This is a genomic window from Prevotella disiens, assembly GCF_900454955.1.
GTDB lineage: Bacteria > Bacteroidota > Bacteroidia > Bacteroidales > Bacteroidaceae > Prevotella > Prevotella disiens.
This window is the reverse complement of the sequence record NZ_UGTL01000002.1, coordinates 284,218-306,050: the sequence shown is the minus strand read 5'-3', so window position 1 is coordinate 306,050 and position 21,833 is coordinate 284,218. Positions and strand designations below refer to the sequence as shown.

The window sequence follows — 21,833 nt, the reverse complement described above, 5'->3', positions numbered from 1 at the left end:
ACTATTTTTACAAAAAATAATTATAATCAATGGAAAAACAACGAATATTAGGATTAGACCCTGGAACAAATAGTTTAGGTTGGGCTGTTCTTGATTTTGATAATTCAAAGCAAGAATATAACTTAGTTCGCAAAGGAGAAGTTATTTTTGAAGAAGGTGTTGGTAAAAGCGAAAGGGGCGAATTTTCTAAAGCTGCCTATAGAACTTTTTACAAATCAACGCGTAAGCACTATTTTCGCCGCAGACTGCGCAAAATAGAAGTGCTAAAAGTATTGGTTAAATATGATTTTTGCCCATATCTATCAGACGATTTGTTAAAACAATGGCACGAAAAGAAAATTTATCCAGCAGTTAAAGAATTTATGGATTGGCAGCGAACCAGCGATGCAGAAGGAAAAAATCCATACTATGACCGCCATTGCTGTTTGAACGAAAAGTTGGATTTATCATTAAAATCAGATAGATACATTTTAGGAAGAGCATTGTACCACCTTACGCAACGAAGAGGTTTTAAAAGCAACAGATTGATACAAAATAATGATGAAAATGAAGAAGGAAAGGTTAAGAAGGGTATTTCAGAATTAAGTACAGAAATGCAAGAAGCCAATTGCAACTATCTTGGAGATTATTTCTATAAACTTTATACCGAGAAAGGTAATACTGTGCAAATTCGCAAACGATATACTGACAGAGAAAAGCATTATAAAAACGAATTTAATGCTATTTGTGAGAAGCAAGAACTTAACGAAACTATCGTAAAAGAATTAGACAAAGCCATCTTCTTTCAACGTAAATTGAAGCCTCAAAGACATGGTGTTGGTAAATGCACATTTGAGCCAAATAACCGCCGATGCGCAATTTCACACCCTGATTTTGAACGATTCAGAATGCTATGCTTTATCAATAACATCAAAATAAAAACTCCGTTTGAAGAAAATTTACGCCCTTTAAATAATGAAGAAAAAGCATTGATAGAACCTCTTTTTTATAGAAAATCAATTAAAAACTTTGATTTTGAGGAGATTGCAAAAAAGTTGGCAGGGAAAAATAATTACTGTTATATAAAAGATGATTCTTCAAAGCAATATAAATTCAACTATCGCATGTCGCAAGGTGCTTCTACATGCCAGACCATTGCAAAGCTAAAATCTATTTTTGGTGAAGAGTGGAAAAATGGTATTGCAGAAACATATACTAATAGAAGAAAAAAGGAAGGGCTTAAGAAACAAGCTGAAATGGTTGATGATATTTGGAATGTTCTCTATTCTGTGTCAGAATGCGATGTACTAAAAGATTTTGCAATAAATAAGTTACAGCTTGACGAAAAAACTGCAGACAATTTTTCTAAAACCAAATTAGCACAAGGCTTTGCTACATTGAGTTTAAAAGCTATCAGAAAAATATTACCTTTCTTAGAGCAAGGTTTTGGCTACACCGAAGCTGTCTTTCTTGCAAATATTCCTACAGTTGTAGGTAAAGAATATTGGAATAACGAAGATATTCGTAATGATATTATGGAAGAAATCAAGACTATATTTTATCATAATACTTTAAAGACAAACGATTCACATAATACCATACTTTTTTGTATTAAAGATATTTTAAGCAATAATTTTGATTTAGCTCCAGGGGCAATAGATAAACTATATCACCCATCAATGATAAATGTTTATAAAGATGTTATACCCAATGAAGATGGCATTCTTCAATTGGGTTCACCAAAAATAGATGCCGTCAAAAATCCAATGGCAATGCGTTCTCTTCATATCATTAGAAAAGTCGTAAATGAATTATTAAGAGAAGGTATCATCAATAGTGATACAGAAGTAAGAATTGAATATGCAAGAGAATTAAACGATGCTAATAAACGTCATGCTATAGCGGATTGGCAAAAAAAACAATACGGAAAGCATCAGAAATATAGAAAAGAAATAAAAGAATTATTCAAAGCTGAAACAGGTTTTGAAATTGAACCTAATGAAACTGATATTCTTAAATTTGAATTATGGGAGGAGCAAAATCATATTTGCCTATATACAGGACAAGAAATCGGAATTTCCGAATTTGTAGGAGAAAATCCAAAATATGATATAGAACATACTTTTCCAAGAAGTTTAGGTGGTGATAGTACAAAAATGAATATGACGCTCTGTGAAAATAAATTTAATAGAGAAAACAAGCAAAAGAAATTGCCTTCAGAGTTAGCAAACCATTCCGAAATTTTGGAACGTATAGATGATTGGAAAAAGAAAATTTATATTTTGCAAAAAAAATATGACAGCATACGTACTCATAATGGAATGGACAAAGAAAACAAAGATAAAAAAATTGTGAGTAGGCACAAAATAAAATTGGAGTTAGACTATTGGAAAGGGAAATATAACCGCTTTACAATGACCGAAATACCAGAGGGATTTAGTCGCAGACAGGGTATGGGTATTGGATTAATATCTCGCTATGCAGGTTTATACCTTAAAACAATATTCCATAAAAAAGATAATCCACAAAAGTCTAATGTTTATATCGTAAAAGGATCTATTACGGCAGAGTTTCGTCGTATATGGAATATACAAGACGATTACGAGAAAAAATGCCGCGATAACCATATTCACCATTGCATTGATGCTATTGTGGTAGGTTGCATTGGAAAAAGAGAATATGACTTAATGGCGCAATTTTATCGAGATGAAGAAAAATATAGATGGGAAAAGAAGAAAAAACCTTTCTTCAAAAAGCCTTGGGAAACATTTACTCAAGATATGCTTTCATTGAAAGATGAAGTTCTTACTGTACATTTTAATCCGAGCAATTTTACTAAAAAGGCACATAAGAAAGTCTTTACACCAAAAGGGATATTTGTTGCTCAGGGAGATTGCGCACGAGTAAAACTTCATAAAGGAAGCTATTTTGGTGCAATAGAGCAAAAAGGGGAAATTAAATATGTTATGCGAAAAGAATTAAGCGCATTAAAAATCGAAGATATAAAGAATATAGTTGATGCTGTAGTTAAAGAAAAAGTACTTGCTGTAGTAAAAAAGAAAGGTTTTAAACAAGCAATGGCTGAACCTATCTACATGAACGAAGATAAACGCATATTGATAAAGAAAGTTCGCCTATTCGTTTCCCAAGCAAATCCTCTGATTGTTAAGAAGCATAGAGACCTTTCTTCTAAAGAGTATAAACAAAATTATTATGTTGATAATGAAGGAAATCTAATGATAGCCATGTATGAAGGAGTTAAAAAGAATGGAAAAATTGATAGAGAAATTACAGTTGTAAATAATTTAGAAGCTGCAAAATTCTTTAGGCAGAGTCAAAAAAATAATGCAGAAAAACAACTAATATCACATTTAAGTCCCAAAAATGGTTATCCATTAAAGACCGTCTTAACTCAAAAACAATTGGTTTTGATGTACGAAGATAGTCCAAAAGAAATAAAATTGAGAGATACAAAAAATATGGTAAAAAGGCTCTACCAGGTTTTTGGAATAGAAAAAGATGGACGTGTTAAACTGAAATTCCATCAAGAAGCCCGTTCCGAAGGCTTGAACATAAATAGTGCAGCATTTAAAATACAAGATACTCCAGAATCATTATACCGACATACTAAATCAAATTTGAAGGTGTTAGTAAATGGAGTGGACTTTAAAATAAATATTTTAGGAGAAATATCATTAATATAACGCTTATGCCCAAATACTGATTATTGTTCAAAAATTTGCAAAGATAGAGAAATGAGTGAATTTAGATTAAATGCTTACCATATTATGTGGCTATTTATTATGTTCGATTTGCCCACGATTACAACAAAGGATAAAAAAGAATCTGCTCGATTTAGAAAAGATTTAGAAAAAGATGGCTTTACAATGCATCAGTTTAGTATCTATGTTCGGTATTGTGCATCGTTAGAAATAGCCAAAGTGCATATAAAACGAGTAAAATCACTTGTACCTTTAGCAGGAAAAGTTAGCATACTAATGGTAACTGATAAACAATATTCTAAAATGATAAATATTTGGGGAGGAATAAAGAAAAAATCTCCTTCAACACCTGTACAGTTAGAACTTTTTTAGTAAATTTGCAGTTAAAAGATTATATCAAGTTCACTTCATATAACATAAAAATATTATAACTCGTTGTAAAACAGTTTGCTATGCAATGTATGTTGTGATTTGATGTAGAATGCGCAAAAGAAATAACTTTTTACTTCTCCGCTTCTTCTTCCGTAATGTTGTGATTTGATGTAGAATGCGCAAAAGAAATAACTTAAATAAATTTATTATGACTTACGACAAGTTGTGATTTGATGTAGAATGCGCAAAAGAAATAACCGACTCGGCTAAATCGCCTGCTTTGTCAGCGTTGTGATTTGATGTAGAATGCGCAAAAGAAATAACGTCGTAGCGTTTCTCCTTTAATTCAAGCTCGTTGTGATTTGATGTAGAATGCGCAAAAGAAATAACGCCCGTGAAGATTGTCTTATACATTACGATGTTGTGATTTGATGTAGAATGCGCAAAAGAAATAACTTGCATGGTTCATGGACATACACACAATAAGTTGTGATTTGATGTAGAATGCGCAAAAGAAATAACACCACCCATAAAAGCAGGGCAGTTGATAATGTTGTGATTTGATGTAGAATGCGCAAAAGAAATAACTAATTCTCCTGGTTTTAAATATCCGTCAGGTGTTGTGATTTGATGTAGAATGCGCAAAAGAAATAACAACACATCAATATTACCGTCTATTGATGTAGTTGTGATTTGATGTAGAATGCGCAAAAGAAATAACCGGAACAGTATATAAAGGTGGCAAAGATATGTTGTGATTTGATGTAGAATGCGCAAAAGAAATAACAAATTTCAATATATGAGCAATAAAGAAAATGTTGTGATTTGATGTAGAATGCGCAAAAGAAATAACAGTTCAACGATGCCAGCCTATTTGTTACTTGTTGTGATTTGATGTAGAATGCGCAAAAGAAATAACTCGTTCTTCTTACATTGTCAGAACGTTGTTGTTGTGATTTGATGTAGAATGCGCAAAAGAAATAACCTTACAGATGCGCTGTGGTGTATAACCAAGGTTGTGATTTGATGTAGAATGCGCAAAAGAAATAACCATTCCGTATGCTAATGTGAGGGCTGCTCCGTTGTGATTTGATGTAGAATGCGCAAAAGAAATAACCCCTTTTGGCGATATTTTATCAGAGGGGGAAGTTGTGATTTGATGTAGAATGCGCAAAAGAAATAACCGTTACCTTTTTTATCCACTGCCGCTTGTAGTTGTGATTTGATGTAGAATGCGCAAAAGAAATAACTAAAATAGGTATGATAACAATATTAGGGACGTTGTGATTTGATGTAGAATGCGCAAAAGAAATAACCTATAATCCACAACACGGTAAAGTTCAATAGTTGTGATTTGATGTAGAATGCGCAAAAGAAATAACCTCGATATTGAGCCAATTATTTTCTGTTAGTTGTGATTTGATGTAGAATGCGCAAAAGAAATAACATGAAGTGGCGCAACAAGGTAATGAAGTACGTTGTGATTTGATGTAGAATGCGCAAAAGAAATAACCCTTGAACTTGACGGACTCAGCGCAATATCGTTGTGATTTGATGTAGAATGCGCAAAAGAAATAACGGGCGGTAAATAAGCATACAATAATCGCAAGTTGTGATTTGATGTAGAATGCGCAAAAGAAATAACGGAAGATTGAGAGGAAGTATCATATTCACGGTTGTGATTTGATGTAGAATGCGCAAAAGAAATAACTTATTTTTTACAACTTTTTTGGGTGCAGTGTTGTGATTTGATGTAGAATGCGCAAAAGAAATAACGCCACATGTGCACGATATTACGCTTTAAGTGTTGTGATTTGATGTAGAATGCGCAAAAGAAACAACGAACAACGTTCAATAGAAGTGTGTTACGGAGTTGGGAAACAAAAGTTCATAGGAATGCTTTCATGACAATATTTTGTAAACTTGTGCTTGTTAGTTGAACTCACTGAACCAACATATTCTTTTAAACGTTAATAAGGTTTAAATACACCTGTTGGCTAAGATAAAATTTGGTAGTTTCAAAAAAAAGTACTACCTTTGCACTCGCAATTCAGAGATAACACAACATCTTAATTACAATTGCATGGTTAATATCGCGGGTTGGAGCAGTTGGTAGCTCGCCAGGCTCATAACCTGGAGGTCGCATGTTCGAGTCCTGCACCCGCAACAAGTTTCAATAAGTCGCTCATTTTTGAGCGACTTATGTGCGTTTATAAGATAGAATTATTCATGATAATTTTGTCTCAGCGGATTTTTCCAGTTGGCAAAGCGCAGTATTGAACATAAAGTTCATACCTTTGCAGTATGAAATCAGACGCATTATTACGGCTCAGTAGGAAAAATATCCTCATATTTTTCCTACTGAGCCCTTTTTTTTCTATAGAATTTCGTTTATTGCTGTAACTTTTGGATACAAAAAAGGCACGACCACAGTCGTGCCACCTATTTATTATATAAATAACCAAATTGTTTTGAGCTTGATTATTAGTTCACACCTCACGGTGTTGAACTAAAATCTTGCATCAAAATGTCATCCTATTAACTAACCTATTACCTTAATAACCTATTGACTTCCTGAAAATTCTTTTTTTTACTTAAACAACTAAATCTTTAAACCTAAACAATCTATTCTTATAAACTTTACGTTTGCAAAGGTAAAGAGTATTTTCCAATGTTCCAAATATTTATTTGGAAAGTTTACAATAACTGCAATAACTTGATATAAATCAATATATTTGGTGCTTTTATGCGTGATTTATAGAAAGAATGACGTAAGTTTTAGGATAACGAATCAGAATGTTAGGTGATAAAATAGGGGGAATGATTAGTGATAAAATAAATTTTTGCTAATCATTTTACTATAATACGCAAATTTACTCACTTGTCCCCATGCTGCAAGTTGCCTTTTGGTTGTTGCTATATTATAAGGTGCAACCGAATGTAAACCATTCTTTGAAGGCAGAAGGGAATTGGGTTGGGGCAGAAGGGAGTAGGGCAAAGAACGCACTACCGCTGCCTGACATCTGCGCATAGAAAGCTCCCATATCGTAGAGCGATTGTTTCACGCTGCGTATTTCGGGGTAAACGCTGAAAATGGAGTGTTCAAAATCGTTGGACAAGTGGTTGCGCCACTCTGTAACAGGGCGTTTGACAATGTCTAAGCAGTTTTCTGCGGGTGCTTTTGGGGTGATAAACGAGAAGGCTTGAGCCGTAGAAATAGCCACAGGAGGTTTCACTATGAAGAGATAAAGTCCTTTTAAGTGAGCCAAATCATTGGTTATGGGTTGCAAAATTTCGCCTATTCCTGTTGCGTATGCTGGTTCTGAGGTTGCAAAAAAGGCACAATCGGCTCCCAATTTCGCTGCATAATGTTGTAATTTCTCGGTCGTTAGTGATAGGTTACAGAGTTGGTTCACCATTCTTAAAGCGTAGGTTGCATCAGCCGAACCGCCTCCCAATCCTGCTTGAGAAGGGATATTTTTTTTCAAATCGAAGCTAACGTGCGGTAAATCGAAATCGTTGGCTAACAGTTTGTAAGCCTTTACGATAAGATTGTCAGCTGCATTGCCTTCAATTTTGTTTCCGCTCATGGACAAGGAACAAGCATTTGGCGTTCCGTCCGTGATGTTTGCCTCCAATCGGTCGGTCAGTTCAATAGGATAAAACACAGTTTCCAAGTCGTGGTAGCCGTCTTTGCGCTTTGCCACAACGTTGAGACCAAGATTTATTTTACAACAAGGATAGGTTATCATACTTTCTATTTTTAGCTTTTGCGACCCTCTTCGTCGGGCGAGGGCATACAAAATGGCTTATCGTTCATAGGCGAAGACAAGTTCGAGGTGAATGCTTCGCTTAATCTTCTACAAAGTTACACAATCATTATGGAATATTTGCGAGAGTTTGAAGAATTTTGATTAATTTTGTAGCGATATGCCAGAAAAGAATAGTAACAGCAAAAAAAGTCCGAATAGACGCCAGACCGCGCCTATTGACAACACGTTTGGACACTTGCAACCGCAAGCGTTGGACATTGAAAAAGTAGTTTTGGGAGCGTTAATGATTGATAAAGACGCCTTTACGGTGGTATCTGAAATTTTGCGACCAGAAACTTTTTACGACCCACGCCACCAAAAAATATATGGGGCCATACAGTCTTTGAATTTCCACGAGCGTCCTGTTGATATCATGACCGTTGCCGAAGAGTTGAAACATCAAGGCAATTTGGAGGAAATTGGTGGTCCTGCCTACATCGTAGAGATTAGTTCGCATGTGGCATCGTCTGCCCACATCGATTATCATGGTAAGATTTTGCAACAGAAGTTCTTAGCACGACAATTGATTCAATTTGCATCAATGATAGAAACCGATGCTTTCGACGAAACAGTTGATGTTGATGATTTGATGCAAAGGGCGGAAGGCAGTTTGTTTGAACTATCGCAAAAGAACATGGCGCAGGAATATACGCAAATAGACCCGATTGTTCAGCAGGCACACGAATTGCTTTTGAAAGCTGCAAACAATAAGGATAGTGGCGGATTGACAGGTGTATCAACAGGCTATCACGACTTAGATAAAATTACAGCAGGTTGGCAACCGTCCGATTTAATTATTATTGCGGGACGTCCAGCTATGGGTAAAACTTCGTTTGCATTGAGTTTGGCTAAAAATATAGCCATTGATAACCGCATTCCAATGGCTTTCTTCTCGCTCGAAATGAACAATGTGCAGTTGGTAAACCGCTTGTTGTCAAACGTTTGCTCTATCTCTGGTAGCAAAATACTTAGTGGACAATTAGACCCAAGCGATTGGGAACGATTTGATACGAACCTTAGAAAAATGGAAGGCGCACCAATTTATGTTGATGACACGCCAGGATTATCCGTTTTTGAGCTCCGTACAAAGGCAAGACGATTGGCACGCGAGCATGGAATAAAAGTTTTGATGGTCGACTACTTGCAGTTGATGAATGCTAATGGCATGCGTTTCGGCAGTCGTCAAGAAGAAGTTTCCACCATCAGCCGCTCGTTGAAAGGATTAGCCAAGGAATTGGACATACCAGTTTTAGCCCTTTCTCAATTAAATCGTACCGTAGAACAACGTGATGGTATCGAAGGTAAACGCCCACAGCTGAGCGACTTGCGTGAATCGGGAGCCATTGAGCAAGATGCCGATATGGTTCTCTTTGTGCATCGTCCCGAATACTATCGCATTTTCCAAGACGAAAAAGGCAACGACCTACACGGTAAGGCGCAAATCATTATCGCCAAGCACCGTAAAGGCGCAACAGGCGACGTGTTACTCAACTTTAAGGGCGAATTTACCCGATTTGCTAACCCCGAAGAAGACAACTTCCTCCCTTCCATGAACGACCCATTGGGCGGCACAATCATGGAAAGCCGAATGAACAACGACCCATTGCCCCCACCACCAGGCGATATAGATTTCTAAAAAAGCCTCCCCAATCCCTTTCGCAACAACGAAAGGGATTGAGAAGGTTTCACCTTGATTTTACAAAATAGCCTATTTTGGAGTTGAAAAGCATAACTTTTTAGCACTAAAATAGGCTATTTTAAAAAAGTAACCGCCCCTCCGTTATTTTCGTTTCATAAAATGTTGTGTCTGTACAATATAAAAAATGTGCAACACTCTTCTCTTTAACCGATTAAAATCTTATGTCTCAGCATGGATAGTTAGCATAAAGTTGTTGTTTTTAAAAAAGGATTTTGGAGACCTCAGCAATATTGCGCCATGCAAGTTAGGTAACGAGATATTTAGCCATAATATAGACTTCATTGCTCGCAATCACCGATGACATTTTTACCACGATCACGATTATTAATTATTGTATTTCATTTTCCGATGCAGAAGTGTCTAAAAATGTTGTGGAGGGTTTCTTGCGACGTGATTTGATTTCCTGTAATTTCTCCGAGAATGGCGATGGTGTCTTTAAGGTCTTCGGAGATGAGGTCGCCACTGAGGTTCATTGCCATTGCTTCTTGTACACGGAGGAGGGAGGCGTGGGCACGGGTAAGGGCGTCATAGTGGCGAGCGTTGGTGATGATGGTCGTGTTTTCGGTAAGTTCGGGTAGGTCGGCAACCTTGTATATTAGGCTTTCAAGGCGGTCAATACCTAAGTTGTATTTGCCCGAAATGGCGATTTCGTGGTAGGTTTGGTTCTCGGAAAGGGTAGGAGTGGTTTCGGGAAGGTCGTCTACTTTGTTGCGCACGAGTATGAGCTGTTTGTCAGTACATTGTGTAATGATTTCTTCTTTCTCGGCTTCGGTGGGTTCTTGGTCTACTACCCACAATACGATTTGTGCTTTTTGTAGTTCAGCGAGGGTGCGTTCTATGCCCAATTGTTCCACATAATCGGTGGTTTTTCGTATTCCTGCTGTGTCAATAAATAGGAAATCGACGCCGTTAATGCTAATGCTATCTTCTATCACATCACGAGTAGTGCCGTGAATATCGCTTACAATGGCACGATTATCACGAAGTAGGCGGTTGAGTAGGGTCGATTTTCCAACGTTGGTTTTACCGATAATGGCTACTGGAATGCCGTTTTTTAAGGCTTGACCCGTTTTGAAAGAGCGTGCAAGGGTTGTAACTTTGCTGTCAATTTCGTTGGCGAGTTCCTTTAATTCAGTGCGGTCGGCAAACTCTAATTCCTCATGGTCGGAGAAATCGAGTTCGAGTTCGAGCAACGAATTGATTTTAAGTAGCTGCTCTCGCAGTGTAGAAAGTTCTGAAGAAAAATGCCCTTTGAGTTGCGAAAGCGCAAGTTTGTAAGATGCTTTGTTAGTCGATGCGATGAGGTCGGCTACCGCTTCGGTTTGCGATAAGTCCATTTTGCCATTGAGATAGGCTCGTTGGGTGTATTCTCCTGGTTTTGCTTGTTGGCAACCAGCTTCAATGAGTTGGTGTAGCACTTGTTCGAGAATATAAGCCGAGCCGTGGCAGGAGATTTCAACCGCATCTTCACCCGTGTAAGAGTGGGGCGCCCGCCAAAGCGAAACGACTACTTCGTCAATGGTTTGTTGGTCTTTGTCAATTATTTCACCATAATGCAAGGTGTTGGCAGTGGCATTTAAGATAGATTTTGAGAAAATAGAATCTACTATTTCGATAGCTTTACTGCCCGAAATTCTGATAACTCCGATTGCTCCACCGGGTTGTGTCGCCAATGCGCAGATAGTTTCTGTGGAGATAAGAGGATTGTTGTAAGTTTGCATTATGTTTCTTTTTATAAGATTTTAGGGACACACGAAAACGTATGTCCCTATATTTTAAATGGAATTGAAAGTCAATTAAATTCTTTCAAGTACCTTTTTAATCAGTCCGTCAATTGTATTTTTGTAACCAGCATTTGCTTCTTTTTGTAAACGATTAGCGATTACCATGCAGCAAGTTAATGCTTTGTGTCCCATGTGTTGTGCTAAACCTGCCAATGCGCTACTTTCCATTTCAAAGTTTGTGCATTGGTGTCCTTTGTATTCAAATTTTACAATTTTTTCGTTCAAATGTGGGTCAGCCAAAGGCACACGCAAGCGACGTCCTTGAGGTCCAAAGAATCCACCGCAAGCAATTGTTACGCCACGAACCATATCGTCTTGTGCAATTTGGTCTAAGAGTTCTTTATCGGCATTTGCTACATATGGGTTGCCCAATGCTGGTTTCCATTCTACTTGTTTCTTAAATTCTTCTTCAAACTCTGTATCCAACTTTTCTCGGTTGGCATAATAGTTCAGCAATCCGTCGAAGCCGATGCTTTTTTCTGATGCAATGTAAGTTCCGATAGGTGTGCTTTCTTGCAAACCACCGCAAGTTCCGATGCGCACCAATGTGAGTTGGCGTAGTTCGGCTTTTTCTTTACGAGTTTCGAAGTCAATATTTGCCAATGCATCAAGTTCATTTACCACGATGTCAATGTTGTCGCAGCCAATTCCTGTACTCAATACAGTGATGCGTTTGTTCTTATATTTTCCCGTAATGGTTCTAAATTCTCTATTGTTCACTTCGCATTCTACACCGTCAAAGTGAGAAGCTACTAATGCAACACGTCCCGGGTCGCCTACCAAAATAACTTTGTCTGCTAAGTTTTGTGGCTTCAAATGCAAGTGAAAAATACTTCCATCTTCATTTATAATAAGCTCAGAAGGAGCAAAAAATATATCTTCCATAATTCTTTGAATTTGGTAAATTATTAGTTCGTTCTTACAAAGATAGTTATTTTTGGAAATTGGAGCAAGAAAATAGGTATATTTTTGCCCAAATTTCCTGATTACTAATCTATAAATACGAAAAATCGAGTTAAAACAAGGTTTCGACTTGTTTTAACTCGATTAGTTTTCATGAAAATATTACTTCAAAAGATGTTCTGCCATGTTCTGTGCAGCCTTTCTACCGTCGCCCATTGCGAGGATTACAGTAGCGCCACCACGAACAATATCGCCACCTGCATAGATTTCATGAATAGAGCTTTGCATTTCTTCGTTTACTGCAATGGTGTTCTTTCTGCCCAATTCCAATCCTTCAATAGATTTTGGTACGAGTGGATTAGGCGAAACACCTACTGCAACTACGACTTGGTCGCATTCGATGTTTACTGTCTTGCCTGTTGATTTAGGGCTACGGCGTCCGCTTTCGTCAGGCTCGCCGAGTTCCATAACATCGAGTATAGCACCGCAAACACGACCATTTTCGTCAGCGATGTATTCCTTTGGATTGTGCAAAGTAAGGAAGTTAATGCCTTCTTCTTGTGCGTGTTTCACTTCTTCTACACGAGCTGGCATTTCTTCGAGCGAACGACGGTAAACCAAAGTAACATCAGCACCAAGGCGTTTGGCTGTACGACAAGAGTCCATTGCGGTGTTACCACCACCAACTACCAAAACTTTCTTGCCTATAATAATAGGTGTGTCGGTGTCAGGGTTGGCTGCGTCCATCAAGTTTACACGGGTAAGATACTCGTTACTTGACAGAATATTGATGCTATTTTCACCTGGAATGCCCATGAAATTAGGCAGTCCTGCGCCTGAACCTACAAAGATTCCTTTGAAACCGCTTTCCTTTAATTGGTTCACACTGATGGTTTTACCAATGATAGTATCTGTTTGGAAATGAACGCCTTGCTTGCTAAGGTTTTCCACTTCCACCTCAACAATCTTGTTAGGCAAACGGAATTCAGGAATACCATATTTCAATACACCGCCAATTTCGTGCAATGCTTCAAATACATAAACCTCAAAACCACGTTTAACCATATCGCCTGCAAAGCTAAGACCCGCAGGACCTGAGCCAATAACAGCAACTTTTATGCCGTTAGATGGGGCTAATTCAGGCAAGGTGGTGTTGCCGCTTTCACGTTCATAGTCGGCTGCGAAACGTTCCAAATAGCCGATAGCTACTGCTGGCTCGTTCATCTTCAAGTGGATACAACGGCTTTCACATTGTTTTTCTTGTGGGCAAACACGACCGCAAACGGCTGGTAGGGCAGACGTATCTTTCAAAACACGAGCGGCATTGAGGAATTGTCCACGTTCAATGTTCTTTACAAAACTTGGAATATTAATGTTTACAGGGCAACCTTCCACACACGTTGGCTTTGCACAATCGAGACAACGTTGTGCTTCACGCATCGCCATTTCCTTGGTAAGACCTTTGTTTACTTCTTCCAAACGAGTGGTTGCACGATAAACGGGGTCGAGTTCAGGCATTTGAACACGTTCAATGGTTGTGCGCTCTTTTGGTTTCATGCTCTTTCTCAACTCGTTGCGCCATTCTGCCTTGCGGTCAGTGAGTTCCGAAAGTGGAGTTTTTGTTTCTTCGGCAGGTTCCAAAGTTGGTTTATTTTGCTTGTCTGCTTCTTTGGTTGCTGCTGTTGCGTGGCACACTTCGGTAGATTTTCTTTCCAATTCTTCGCGTTCCACGTTCTTGAAAGTACCCATGCGCTTGAACATTTCGTCCCAATCCACAAGGTCGCCATCAAATTCTGGACCGTCAATACAAACGAATTTTGTTTTTCCACCAATGGTCAAACGGCATGCACCACACATACCTGTTCCGTCCACCATAATCGTATTGAGCGAAACATCGTTTGGAATGCCGTATTTCTTTGCCATGAGTGAGGTAAATTTCATCATCATAGGAGGACCTATTGCCAAAACTTTGTCCACCTTTTCACGTTGTAACACTTCTTCAACACCAACAGTTACGACACCTTTTTTGCCCATACTGCCGTCGTCAGTCATGATGATTACTTCGTCAGAATATTCAGCTACGTCATCAACCATGATAACGAGTTCTTTTGTACGGCCTGCTAAAACTGAAATAACACGGTTGCCTGCCTTCTTTAATGCTGTAAGAATAGGGAGAATAGCTGCGATACCAATGCCACCACCAGCACAAACCACTGTTCCATAGTTTTCGATATGTGATGCTTGACCCAAAGGACCAACGATGTCTAACACCTCTTCGCCTGGTTCCATGTTACACAATTTTGTTGATGAAAGTCCAACTTCTTGAATAACCATGGTTAAAGTGCCTTTTTCAGGGTCAGCTTTAGCAATTGTATAAGGTACACGCTCGCTATTTTTGTCTACGCGTACAATAACAAAGTTACCTGCTCTGCAACTGCGTGCGATAAGCGGTGCTTCTACAACGATGCAAAAAACCTTTTCGGAAAATTGCTCTTTGCTGAGAATCTTGTTCATGTTTATAAAGGTTAAATTTTTAATAAATGTTCTTGTAGGAAGTATTTAGTTGTTTAAGAAGAGTAGGTTTTTCCGTTACAAATCCTATGTTTTGCAATTCAAAACCTACTCTTTTGTTCTTTTTTTAAGTTTAGATTAGAAATTCTTATCGTCTAACATTTCAAAGCCACAGTAAGGAACGAGTGCTTTTGGCACACGGATACCTTCTGGTGTTTGGTTGTTTTCGATGATAGCGGCTACGATGCGAGGCAAGGCGAGGGCTGAACCATTGAGCGTATGGCATAGTTCAATCTTTTTATCTTCTGCCTTACGGTAGCGACAATGCAAGCGGTTGGCTTGATAGCTTTCAAAGTTTGACACCGAACTAACCTCCAACCAACGTTTTTGGGCTGCACTCCACACCTCAAAGTCGTAGCAAATGGCAGAGGTGAAACTCATATCGCCACCGCAAAGGCGGAGGATGTGGTAAGGCAATTCTAATTTTTGCAATAAGCTTTCAACGTGTTCGAGCATTTCGTTGAGCGATTCGTATGAATGTTGTGGGGTATCGATGCGCACAATTTCTACTTTATCGAATTGGTGCAAGCGGTTCAATCCACGCACATCTTTTCCATAACTACCTGCTTCACGGCGGAAACAAGAAGAGTAGGCGCAACGTTTGATAGGCAATTCCTTTTCGTCAAGAATTTCATCACGGAAGATATTTGTTACAGGCACCTCGGCTGTTGGAATCAAATAGAGGTCATCGGCTTGTACATGATACATCTGACCTTCTTTGTCAGGCAACTGTCCTGTTCCTAAACCTGATGCTTGATTGACGAGCAATGGAGGTTGCACTTCCAAATATCCGCTCTTGCGTGCTTCTTCCAAGAAGAATGCTTCTAAGGCACGTTGGAAACGAGCCATTTTACCAATGTAGATAGGGAATCCTGCGCCTGTGATTTTAACACCGAGGTCGAAGTCTACAAGGTTGTATTGCTTGCATAAATCCCAGTGGCACAAGGCTTCTCCTTCAAATGTAGGCTTTGTTCCACCTTCTTTTACAATGACATTTTGGCTTGCATCTTTGCCTTCTGGCACATCGTCATTGGCAATATTAGGAATGGTTAAAAGCACTTCTGTCATATCGTTTTGTGCCTTTTCCATTTCTTCTTGCAAAGTTTTGTCCGCCACTTTCAGCGCTGCAACTTTGTTTTTTATTTCGTTTGCTTCGTCCTTCTTGCCTTCTTTCATCAATCCACCAATTTGTTTCGACAATTGGTTTTGTTGTTGCTTGTTGCTATCCAACTTTTGTTGGCATTCACGACGAGTTTTATCAAATTCTAAAACCTTGTCAATGGCTTCTTTAGCACCTGCGAAGTGCTTCTTCTCTAAGCCTTTGATGACACGTTCAGTTTCCTCACTGATGAGCTTTAATGTAAGCATATGTCTTCGATTATTTGTTTTATATATTCTGACAACAAAGTTACAAAAAATATTTTATTTGCAATGAAATAATAGAGTAATTTATTTTTGTGCAGGTATTCATCTTTTATGAGAATTTACAAGCGGTTCTAATTCTATCTTTTGAACAATAGGTGTCCCAAAATGATGGCAATGACGAAATAAGCGGCGATATAGGAACAAAATAGAGAAAAGTCTACCCAATCATTCCAACCGATAGTTTCTCCAATGACTTCGCCTAATGAGTCGTAAAGATAACTTCCGAATTCTTTATGCGTTTCTAATGAAAATTTAAGGGTAGCGATGAGCCAAAAAACAAAGGTTGTGGCAATGCCCGACAACCTAATTTTTATCGTCCGACACCAATAATGGAGCAATAAATCACACAAGACCATGAAGCCATTAGCCATAAGAAACACGATGACAAACACAAATCCTGTTATGGCATCGCCTGGTCCGCCTGTAACTTCGTGGGTGGGGACGAGGAAGAAGGAATATATTTGAAATAAAAGAAATAATATCCCGATATTATAAAGGAGCGTTAGCACCCAATGTTGTTTATAAAAAGACACAAAAGCCATGTTGTGAGGGGGGGAAGCATAGTGGAAAATAAAAAGAGTTAAACCGCTTTATCATTTGATGATTCAAATATAAAGGGTTTAACTCCTTGAAATCTTTTGATAGAAGGTTACTCTATCACCACCATTGGTTCGTCTTCAAGCACTGCTTGACCTACTTTCACAATGATAGCGGTAACTTTACCGTCTTTTTCAGCTTCGATATTGTTCTGCATTTTCATTGCTTCCAACACAAGAACAGTGTCGCCTGCCTTCACTTCTTGACCAACAGTTACTTCGATTGATGTAATGGTGCCAGGAAGTGGGGCTTTAATAGCGTTTGAAGTGTTTACATTGGCAGCTGAAACTGCACCTTCTGATTCGTTTTCAGCTACAGGTTTACCCAATTCAACCTTTTTCTTTTCAGGTTCGGCAGGCTTTTCCATTTGCACTTTAAACGCTTCGCCATTTACAGATACTTCAGCAATGTTGTCTTCGCTGATATTTCCAATTTCGACCTTGTATTCTTTGCCGTCTATTGTATATTTAAATTCTTTCATTTTGCCTTATGGTTTCTTGGTCATAATTTCAAACTTAGCATTCCAAAGGGTTTGCTTTGGTTTGATAGTGATGATACCTGATTCGATGTCGTGAACGTTATTGCCTGCAAACTCGTAGAGCGCCATGGCAATAGCCGCATATTTATTATCGCTCATTATCTTATTTTTATTGATGATACCCTAATTACATTGGCATGCAACCATGCTTCTTAGCTGGCAAATCTTGCTTTTTGTTTGCCAATTGTGCCAATCCACGGCAGATGCGGAAACGAGTATTGCGAGGTTCAATCACATCATCGATGTAGCCATATTGGGCTGCTTCGTATGGATTTGCAAACTTCTCTGTGTACTCTTCTTCCTTTTCAGCGAGGAATTGCTTCACATCGCCACCTGCTTCCTTCACTGCTTTGGCTTCTTTACCGCAGAGAACGGCAACAGCACCCGATGCACCCATCACGGCAATCTCTGAACTTGGCCATGCAAAGTTAAGGTCTGAGCGCAATTGCTTGCAGCCCATAACGATGTGAGAACCACCATAGCTCTTGCGAAGGGTAATGGTAATCTTTGGAACAGTGGCTTCGCCATAAGCGTAAAGCAACTGAGCACCATGCAAAATAACTGCATTGTACTCTTGACCTGTACCAGGAAGGAATCCAGGAACGTCTACCAATGAAACGATTGGAATGTTGAAAGCATCGCAGAAACGAACGAAACGTGCGCCCTTGCGGCTTGCATTAGCATCGAGCACACCTGCGTAAGCAGCAGGTTGGTTGGCTACGATACCAACACTTTGTCCGTTGAAACGTGCAAAACCTGTGATGATGTTCTTAGCAAACTTAGGTTGCACTTCGAAGAACTCACCATTATCGGTTACCGCCTTGATAACCTTATACATATCGTAAGCCTGATTTGGGTCGTCAGGGATAATTTCGTTCAATAAATCTTCCTTGCGGTCGATTGGGTCGGTGCATTCTATGCGTGGTGCTTCTTCACGATTGTTAGAAGGAATGTAAGAAAGCAATGTCTTAATGATTTCCATTGCGTCTTCTTCTGTCTTGGCTGTGAAACCTGTTACACCGCTCTTTGTTGCGTGAACGCTTGCGCCTCCGAGTCCTTCAGCGTCAATATCTTCGCCTGTTACAGTCTTTACCACCTTTGGACCTGTAAGGAACATGTAACTGGTGTCCTCCTTCATGATGATGAAGTCGGTGAGGGCAGGAGAGTAAACAGCACCACCAGCACAAGGGCCGAGAATGCTTGAAATCTGTGGAACGACACCTGAAGCAAGAATATTGCGTTCAAAAATCTCTGCATAGCCTGCCAAAGAGGTGATACCTTCTTGGATACGAGCACCACCAGAGTCGTTCATGCAAATTACAGGGGCGCCGTTTGTCATAGCCATATCCATGATTTTGCAAATCTTTTGTGCCATCGTTTCTGACAACGAACCACCATTTACGGTAAAGTCTTGAGCGTAAACATAAACGAGACGACCGTCGATTGTAGCTGAACCAGCTACCACACCATCGCCAAAATATTGTTTCTTCTCCATGCCAAAGTTATGGCAACGGTGAAGTTTAAACATATCGTATTCTTCAAAACTACCTTTGTCTACCAACATGTCAATGCGCTCGCGTGCAGTATATTTACCGCGTGCATGCTGCTTTTCGATAGCTTTTTCACCGCCACCCAAGCGAGCTTGCTCTCTTTTCACTACGAGTTCCTTGATTTTTTCTGTTTGTTTACTCATATATGTTTATTTTTATCTTATAAAAGTCTTTTAATCAATTGGAAATATAAATTATCTAATTTTTCCGATGCAAAAATACGAAAAAGATTCTACTTATATACGCACGGCACTTTAAAGTTTGTTAAGGTGGTTTCTAAAAATTAGCTTTGTCATGAATACTTGAAACTACGGAGCGTGTTCCTGTTTCATTCTCAATTTTCACTTTTGTGCAGTCTTCCAAGTACCAGCACTTACTTTTCATTGTTGCTTGATTCGATAAATCATTATCAAACAGCAAAATTGAAGCAATTATATTATTTAGGGAAGAGATTGATAAAGCAAGAAAATGGAGTGATGGATTGTAGATAGCTCACATGGGTTTTTCTGCCACCCGAAAAGGAATAAAACTTTTCAATCCCTTGGCAATGCTGCTCTATTGGACAACCCACCGTGAGGTGCTGAACATGGTGAAGTTGCTTAACGGCATGGTGCTGTATGAGGGCGACTCGCAGGGCAAAGTAATCGAGGATAGTTTGCCGAAATGTTTGAAGAAGAGTATTACCGAGCTTTACAGGAGTTGCAGTTCACCTTTATAGGTCGGATTTGACGGTGGTTGGCATAATGGAAATCAGAAATAGCCTGTTTTGAACGTCAAAACAGGCTATTTTCGTTTTCAAAACAATAGGTTTTTATGAATAGCTAAATATTAACTATTTATCCTTTATCCTTTAAAGTTTTGGAGGATTCTTCTTTTCGCTTTCAGAAAGGAAGCCATGTCGGTAGGCATAGAGCAGTTCTTGGAGTGCTTCGATTTGCATTTTCAACTCTGTACCCTTATCCATGTCAGCCACTTTCAAACGCTTTTCGTTCAATTCTACAATCTGTGTTGTGCCGACAATGTCGATACCACGTTTGATAGCGTCTTCTTCTGAGGAAAAAGGCTCGTGTTGAACAAGTTCGAAGCCACGAGAGTGGTAAACCAAAGTGTAGCCTGCGATACCTGTTTCCTTGTGGTAGGCTTGTGAAAATCCGCCATCAATCACCATTAGTTTGCCGTTGGCTTTGATAGGACTTTCGCCTTTATTAACGTGTACGGGAACGTGTCCGTTGATGATATGACCTTTTGCAGAATTTACTCCGAACTCTTCCATGATAGTGTCTGCGATGTCTTCACGTTCACGGAACTTAAAATAGAAGCCTTTTTCCTCGTGGTGGGTTTCTTTTTCTTTGAGGAAATAGCGTTCAAAAGTAGTCATGGCGTGCTTGTCGAACAAAGGACTGTTTGGACCACACCATAGATAAAGGAAGTAGTCGGTGGCATATTGCATATCCTTGTCGCATTCTGCACCATTATTTTGGAAAGCTCTGCGAATAATCGTACCTATTTTATTGAGTAAATCCTTGCCTTTTGCAATTTTTTTCGGTGTAATTTCTACCTCGCGCAATGTGCCGTCTTCGTTTAAAGGAATGGAAGCATGATAGAGCAAATTATTGTTCACAACTTTATACATACAGCCGTGTCGCAATAGGAGAAGGATATGTTCACGCAACTTTTCGCTTACGGTGAAGTTATGGTGTAGCTTTTCCATTAAAGCCTGCTCCTCGGGTGTGAGAACGTCAGGATTTTTGGGGTCGATAGTAGGGAAATTGCATGATGTTAGTTGGTATTCTTTTCCGTCAATCTTTATTGTTCCCTTTTTGTAATCTATCTTGTCGTAGAGCAAACGACCATCCATTTTCCAATGTGGATACTTCTTTATCATTTGCGATTCCACCTTGAACTGAATAATACTAATGGCTTTGTGCATCTGGGCTATCAGTTGTATGCTCTTTTCGTCTATGGCATCGGGTTGCATAATCTTTGGCATAAACTCGGCACATGGGTCATTTTTGTAGGTTTCCATTGCGAAAGTAGCCAACTGCATCAGGTTTATTCCGTAGCCATCTTCGATAGTATCCATGTTGTCGTAGCGCAAAGCAATGCGAATTACATTACAAATACAAGCGTTATTACCTGCACATGCACCCATCCATAAGATGTCATGGTTGCCCCAAGTAATGTCCCATGTATGGTAATTCTTGAGAGTATCCATTACAGCATGGGCTCCAGGGCCACGGTCATAGATATCGCCCATGATGTGTAAGTGGTCGATTGCAAGGCGCTGAATGACGTTACAGATGGTTTCAATAAAGTCATCGGCACGACCAGTTGATATGATTGTCGAGGTAATCGCACTTACATAATCAGTTTTATCCTTGTCGTTTGAATTTTCATGCAATAGTTCCTGAATAATATAAGAGAAATCAACAGGGAGCGATTTGCGCACTTTCGACCTTGTATATTTGCTCGATACATCTCTGCAAATCTTTACTAAGCGGTGGATTTGGATATGATACCAATCGTCCAACTCTTTCTCTTCTTGCTTTACTAATTCGAGTTTTTGCTCTGGATAGTAAATCAATGTGCATAGGTCGCGCTTTTCTGACTCACGCAAAGTGTTGCCAAAGAGGTCGTTTACTTTTCTTTTAATGTTTCCTGAGGCATTTTTCAATACATGTTGAAATGCTTCGTGTTCACCATGAATATCTGCCAAGAAATGTTCTGTACCCTTTGGCAAATTCAAAATAGCTTGCAAGTTGATGATTTCAGTACTTGCGTCGGCAATTGTTGGGAACGACTGCGAGAGCAATTGCAGGTAGCGCTCGTCTTTTTTCAAATCATAAGTTTTGCTTGTCATAGTCAATTGCTTAATAAATTG

Annotated in this window: 15 protein-coding genes, 1 tRNA gene and 1 CRISPR repeat array; of the genes, 6 read left to right on the top strand and 10 right to left on the bottom strand. The window is 39.1% G+C overall.

Features of this window, described 5'->3' with window-relative positions; translation table 11 throughout:
- Nucleotides 1-29: 29 nt before the first annotated feature.
- The 3 genes from cas9 to DYI03_RS11770 all read left to right on the top strand — a co-directional run bounded on the left by cas9 (nucleotide 30) and on the right by DYI03_RS11770 (nucleotide 6,240).
- Nucleotides 30-3,683, top strand: a complete 3,654-nt coding sequence (gene cas9, locus DYI03_RS11780) for a type II CRISPR RNA-guided endonuclease Cas9 (RefSeq protein ID WP_021668693.1) — start codon at nucleotides 30-32, stop codon at nucleotides 3,681-3,683.
- Nucleotides 3,684-3,734: 51 nt separating this feature from the next.
- Complete coding sequence (cas2, locus tag DYI03_RS11775) at nucleotides 3,735-4,073, top strand: CRISPR-associated endonuclease Cas2 (protein WP_021668692.1); 339 nt, start codon at nucleotides 3,735-3,737, stop codon at nucleotides 4,071-4,073.
- Between the two features lie 91 nt (nucleotides 4,074-4,164).
- Nucleotides 4,165-5,915: direct repeats of the CRISPR family, unit length 36 nt; unit sequence GTTGTGATTTGATGTAGAATGCGCAAAAGAAATAAC.
- A gap of 252 nt (nucleotides 5,916-6,167) precedes the next feature.
- Nucleotides 6,168-6,240: transfer RNA gene (locus tag DYI03_RS11770), tRNA-Met, on the top strand.
- 754 nt (nucleotides 6,241-6,994) lie between these two features.
- Here the strand turns inward: DYI03_RS11770 and ispE are convergent.
- Nucleotides 6,995-7,825 carry a 4-(cytidine 5'-diphospho)-2-C-methyl-D-erythritol kinase gene (ispE, locus tag DYI03_RS11765; RefSeq protein ID WP_021668689.1) on the bottom strand — a complete coding sequence of 277 codons (831 nt, stop codon included), beginning with the start codon at nucleotides 7,823-7,825 and terminating at the stop codon, nucleotides 6,995-6,997.
- An 18-nt stretch (nucleotides 7,826-7,843) separates the two neighbouring features.
- Here ispE and DYI03_RS13520 point away from each other — a divergent pair, with 18 nt between their 5' ends.
- Both DYI03_RS13520 and dnaB read left to right on the top strand, forming a co-directional pair.
- Complete coding sequence (locus tag DYI03_RS13520; RefSeq protein WP_021668688.1) at nucleotides 7,844-7,987, top strand: hypothetical protein; 144 nt, start codon at nucleotides 7,844-7,846, stop codon at nucleotides 7,985-7,987.
- Between the two features lie 16 nt (nucleotides 7,988-8,003).
- Nucleotides 8,004-9,521, top strand: coding sequence for a replicative DNA helicase (dnaB, locus tag DYI03_RS11760; protein ID WP_021668687.1), 1,518 nt, complete (start codon nucleotides 8,004-8,006; stop codon nucleotides 9,519-9,521).
- A gap of 401 nt (nucleotides 9,522-9,922) precedes the next feature.
- On the opposite strand, the gene mnmE is transcribed toward dnaB, so the two are convergent.
- From mnmE to DYI03_RS11725, 8 genes are all read right to left on the bottom strand, one after another.
- Nucleotides 9,923-11,305 (bottom strand): tRNA uridine-5-carboxymethylaminomethyl(34) synthesis GTPase MnmE, encoded by a 1,383-nt coding sequence (gene mnmE, locus DYI03_RS11755; protein ID WP_115367977.1) that lies wholly within the window; start codon nucleotides 11,303-11,305, stop codon nucleotides 9,923-9,925.
- 75 nt (nucleotides 11,306-11,380) lie between these two features.
- Nucleotides 11,381-12,253, bottom strand: coding sequence for a nucleoside phosphorylase (locus tag DYI03_RS11750; RefSeq protein WP_021668368.1), 873 nt, complete (start codon nucleotides 12,251-12,253; stop codon nucleotides 11,381-11,383).
- 180 nt (nucleotides 12,254-12,433) lie between these two features.
- Nucleotides 12,434-14,785: a bifunctional dihydroorotate dehydrogenase B NAD binding subunit/NADPH-dependent glutamate synthase gene (locus tag DYI03_RS11745; RefSeq protein WP_004355210.1), complete on the bottom strand. Its 2,352-nt coding sequence runs from the start codon at nucleotides 14,783-14,785 to the stop codon at nucleotides 12,434-12,436.
- A 135-nt stretch (nucleotides 14,786-14,920) separates the two neighbouring features.
- On the bottom strand, nucleotides 14,921-16,210 hold the full coding sequence (gene serS / locus DYI03_RS11740) for a serine--tRNA ligase (RefSeq protein ID WP_004355417.1): 1,290 nt from the start codon (nucleotides 16,208-16,210) through the stop codon (nucleotides 14,921-14,923).
- Nucleotides 16,211-16,344: 134 nt separating this feature from the next.
- The gene (locus tag DYI03_RS11735; protein ID WP_147287684.1) at nucleotides 16,345-16,800 is read right to left on the bottom strand and encodes a hypothetical protein; all 456 of its coding nucleotides are present in this window, start codon (nucleotides 16,798-16,800) and stop codon (nucleotides 16,345-16,347) included.
- Between the two features lie 116 nt (nucleotides 16,801-16,916).
- Complete coding sequence (locus DYI03_RS11730) at nucleotides 16,917-17,345, bottom strand: biotin/lipoyl-containing protein (protein WP_004355351.1); 429 nt, start codon at nucleotides 17,343-17,345, stop codon at nucleotides 16,917-16,919.
- Nucleotides 17,346-17,351: 6 nt separating this feature from the next.
- Nucleotides 17,352-17,501 (bottom strand): hypothetical protein, encoded by a 150-nt coding sequence (locus tag DYI03_RS13515; RefSeq protein WP_004355379.1) that lies wholly within the window; start codon nucleotides 17,499-17,501, stop codon nucleotides 17,352-17,354.
- Nucleotides 17,502-17,529: 28 nt separating this feature from the next.
- Complete coding sequence (locus DYI03_RS11725; protein ID WP_021668366.1) at nucleotides 17,530-19,095, bottom strand: acyl-CoA carboxylase subunit beta; 1,566 nt, start codon at nucleotides 19,093-19,095, stop codon at nucleotides 17,530-17,532.
- A 353-nt stretch (nucleotides 19,096-19,448) separates the two neighbouring features.
- On the opposite strand from DYI03_RS11725, the gene DYI03_RS11720 reads away from it, so the two are divergent.
- Entirely contained in the window at nucleotides 19,449-19,670 is a 222-nt protein-coding gene (locus tag DYI03_RS11720; RefSeq protein ID WP_021668365.1) for a hypothetical protein, read from the top strand.
- 132 nt (nucleotides 19,671-19,802) lie between these two features.
- Here DYI03_RS11720 and DYI03_RS11715 read toward each other — a convergent pair whose 3' ends face one another.
- On the bottom strand, nucleotides 19,803-21,812 hold the full coding sequence (locus DYI03_RS11715) for a fructose-bisphosphatase class III (protein WP_021668364.1): 2,010 nt from the start codon (nucleotides 21,810-21,812) through the stop codon (nucleotides 19,803-19,805).
- Nucleotides 21,813-21,833 lie beyond the last annotated feature (21 nt).

What these genes read in the sequence shown, in the direction of transcription:
- DYI03_RS11715 (WP_021668364.1), bottom strand. Translation starts at nt 21,812, where the DNA reads ATGACAAGCAAAACTTATGATTTGAAAAAAGACGAGCGCTACCTGCAA.
- DYI03_RS13515 (WP_004355379.1), bottom strand. Translation starts at nt 17,501, where the DNA reads ATGAGCGATAATAAATATGCGGCTATTGCCATGGCGCTCTACGAGTTT.
- mnmE (WP_115367977.1), bottom strand. Translation starts at nt 11,305, where the DNA reads ATGCAAACTTACAACAATCCTCTTATCTCCACAGAAACTATCTGCGCA.
- DYI03_RS11745 (WP_004355210.1), bottom strand. Translation starts at nt 14,785, where the DNA reads ATGAACAAGATTCTCAGCAAAGAGCAATTTTCCGAAAAGGTTTTTTGC.
- dnaB (WP_021668687.1), top strand. Translation starts at nt 8,004, where the DNA reads ATGCCAGAAAAGAATAGTAACAGCAAAAAAAGTCCGAATAGACGCCAG.
- serS (WP_004355417.1), bottom strand. Translation starts at nt 16,210, where the DNA reads ATGCTTACATTAAAGCTCATCAGTGAGGAAACTGAACGTGTCATCAAA.
- DYI03_RS11730 (WP_004355351.1), bottom strand. Translation starts at nt 17,345, where the DNA reads ATGAAAGAATTTAAATATACAATAGACGGCAAAGAATACAAGGTCGAA.
- ispE (WP_021668689.1), bottom strand. Translation starts at nt 7,825, where the DNA reads ATGATAACCTATCCTTGTTGTAAAATAAATCTTGGTCTCAACGTTGTG.
- cas2 (WP_021668692.1), top strand. Translation starts at nt 3,735, where the DNA reads ATGAGTGAATTTAGATTAAATGCTTACCATATTATGTGGCTATTTATT.
- DYI03_RS11725 (WP_021668366.1), bottom strand. Translation starts at nt 19,095, where the DNA reads ATGAGTAAACAAACAGAAAAAATCAAGGAACTCGTAGTGAAAAGAGAG.
- DYI03_RS11750 (WP_021668368.1), bottom strand. Translation starts at nt 12,253, where the DNA reads ATGGAAGATATATTTTTTGCTCCTTCTGAGCTTATTATAAATGAAGAT.
- DYI03_RS11720 (WP_021668365.1), top strand. Translation starts at nt 19,449, where the DNA reads ATGGGTTTTTCTGCCACCCGAAAAGGAATAAAACTTTTCAATCCCTTG.
- cas9 (WP_021668693.1), top strand. Translation starts at nt 30, where the DNA reads ATGGAAAAACAACGAATATTAGGATTAGACCCTGGAACAAATAGTTTA.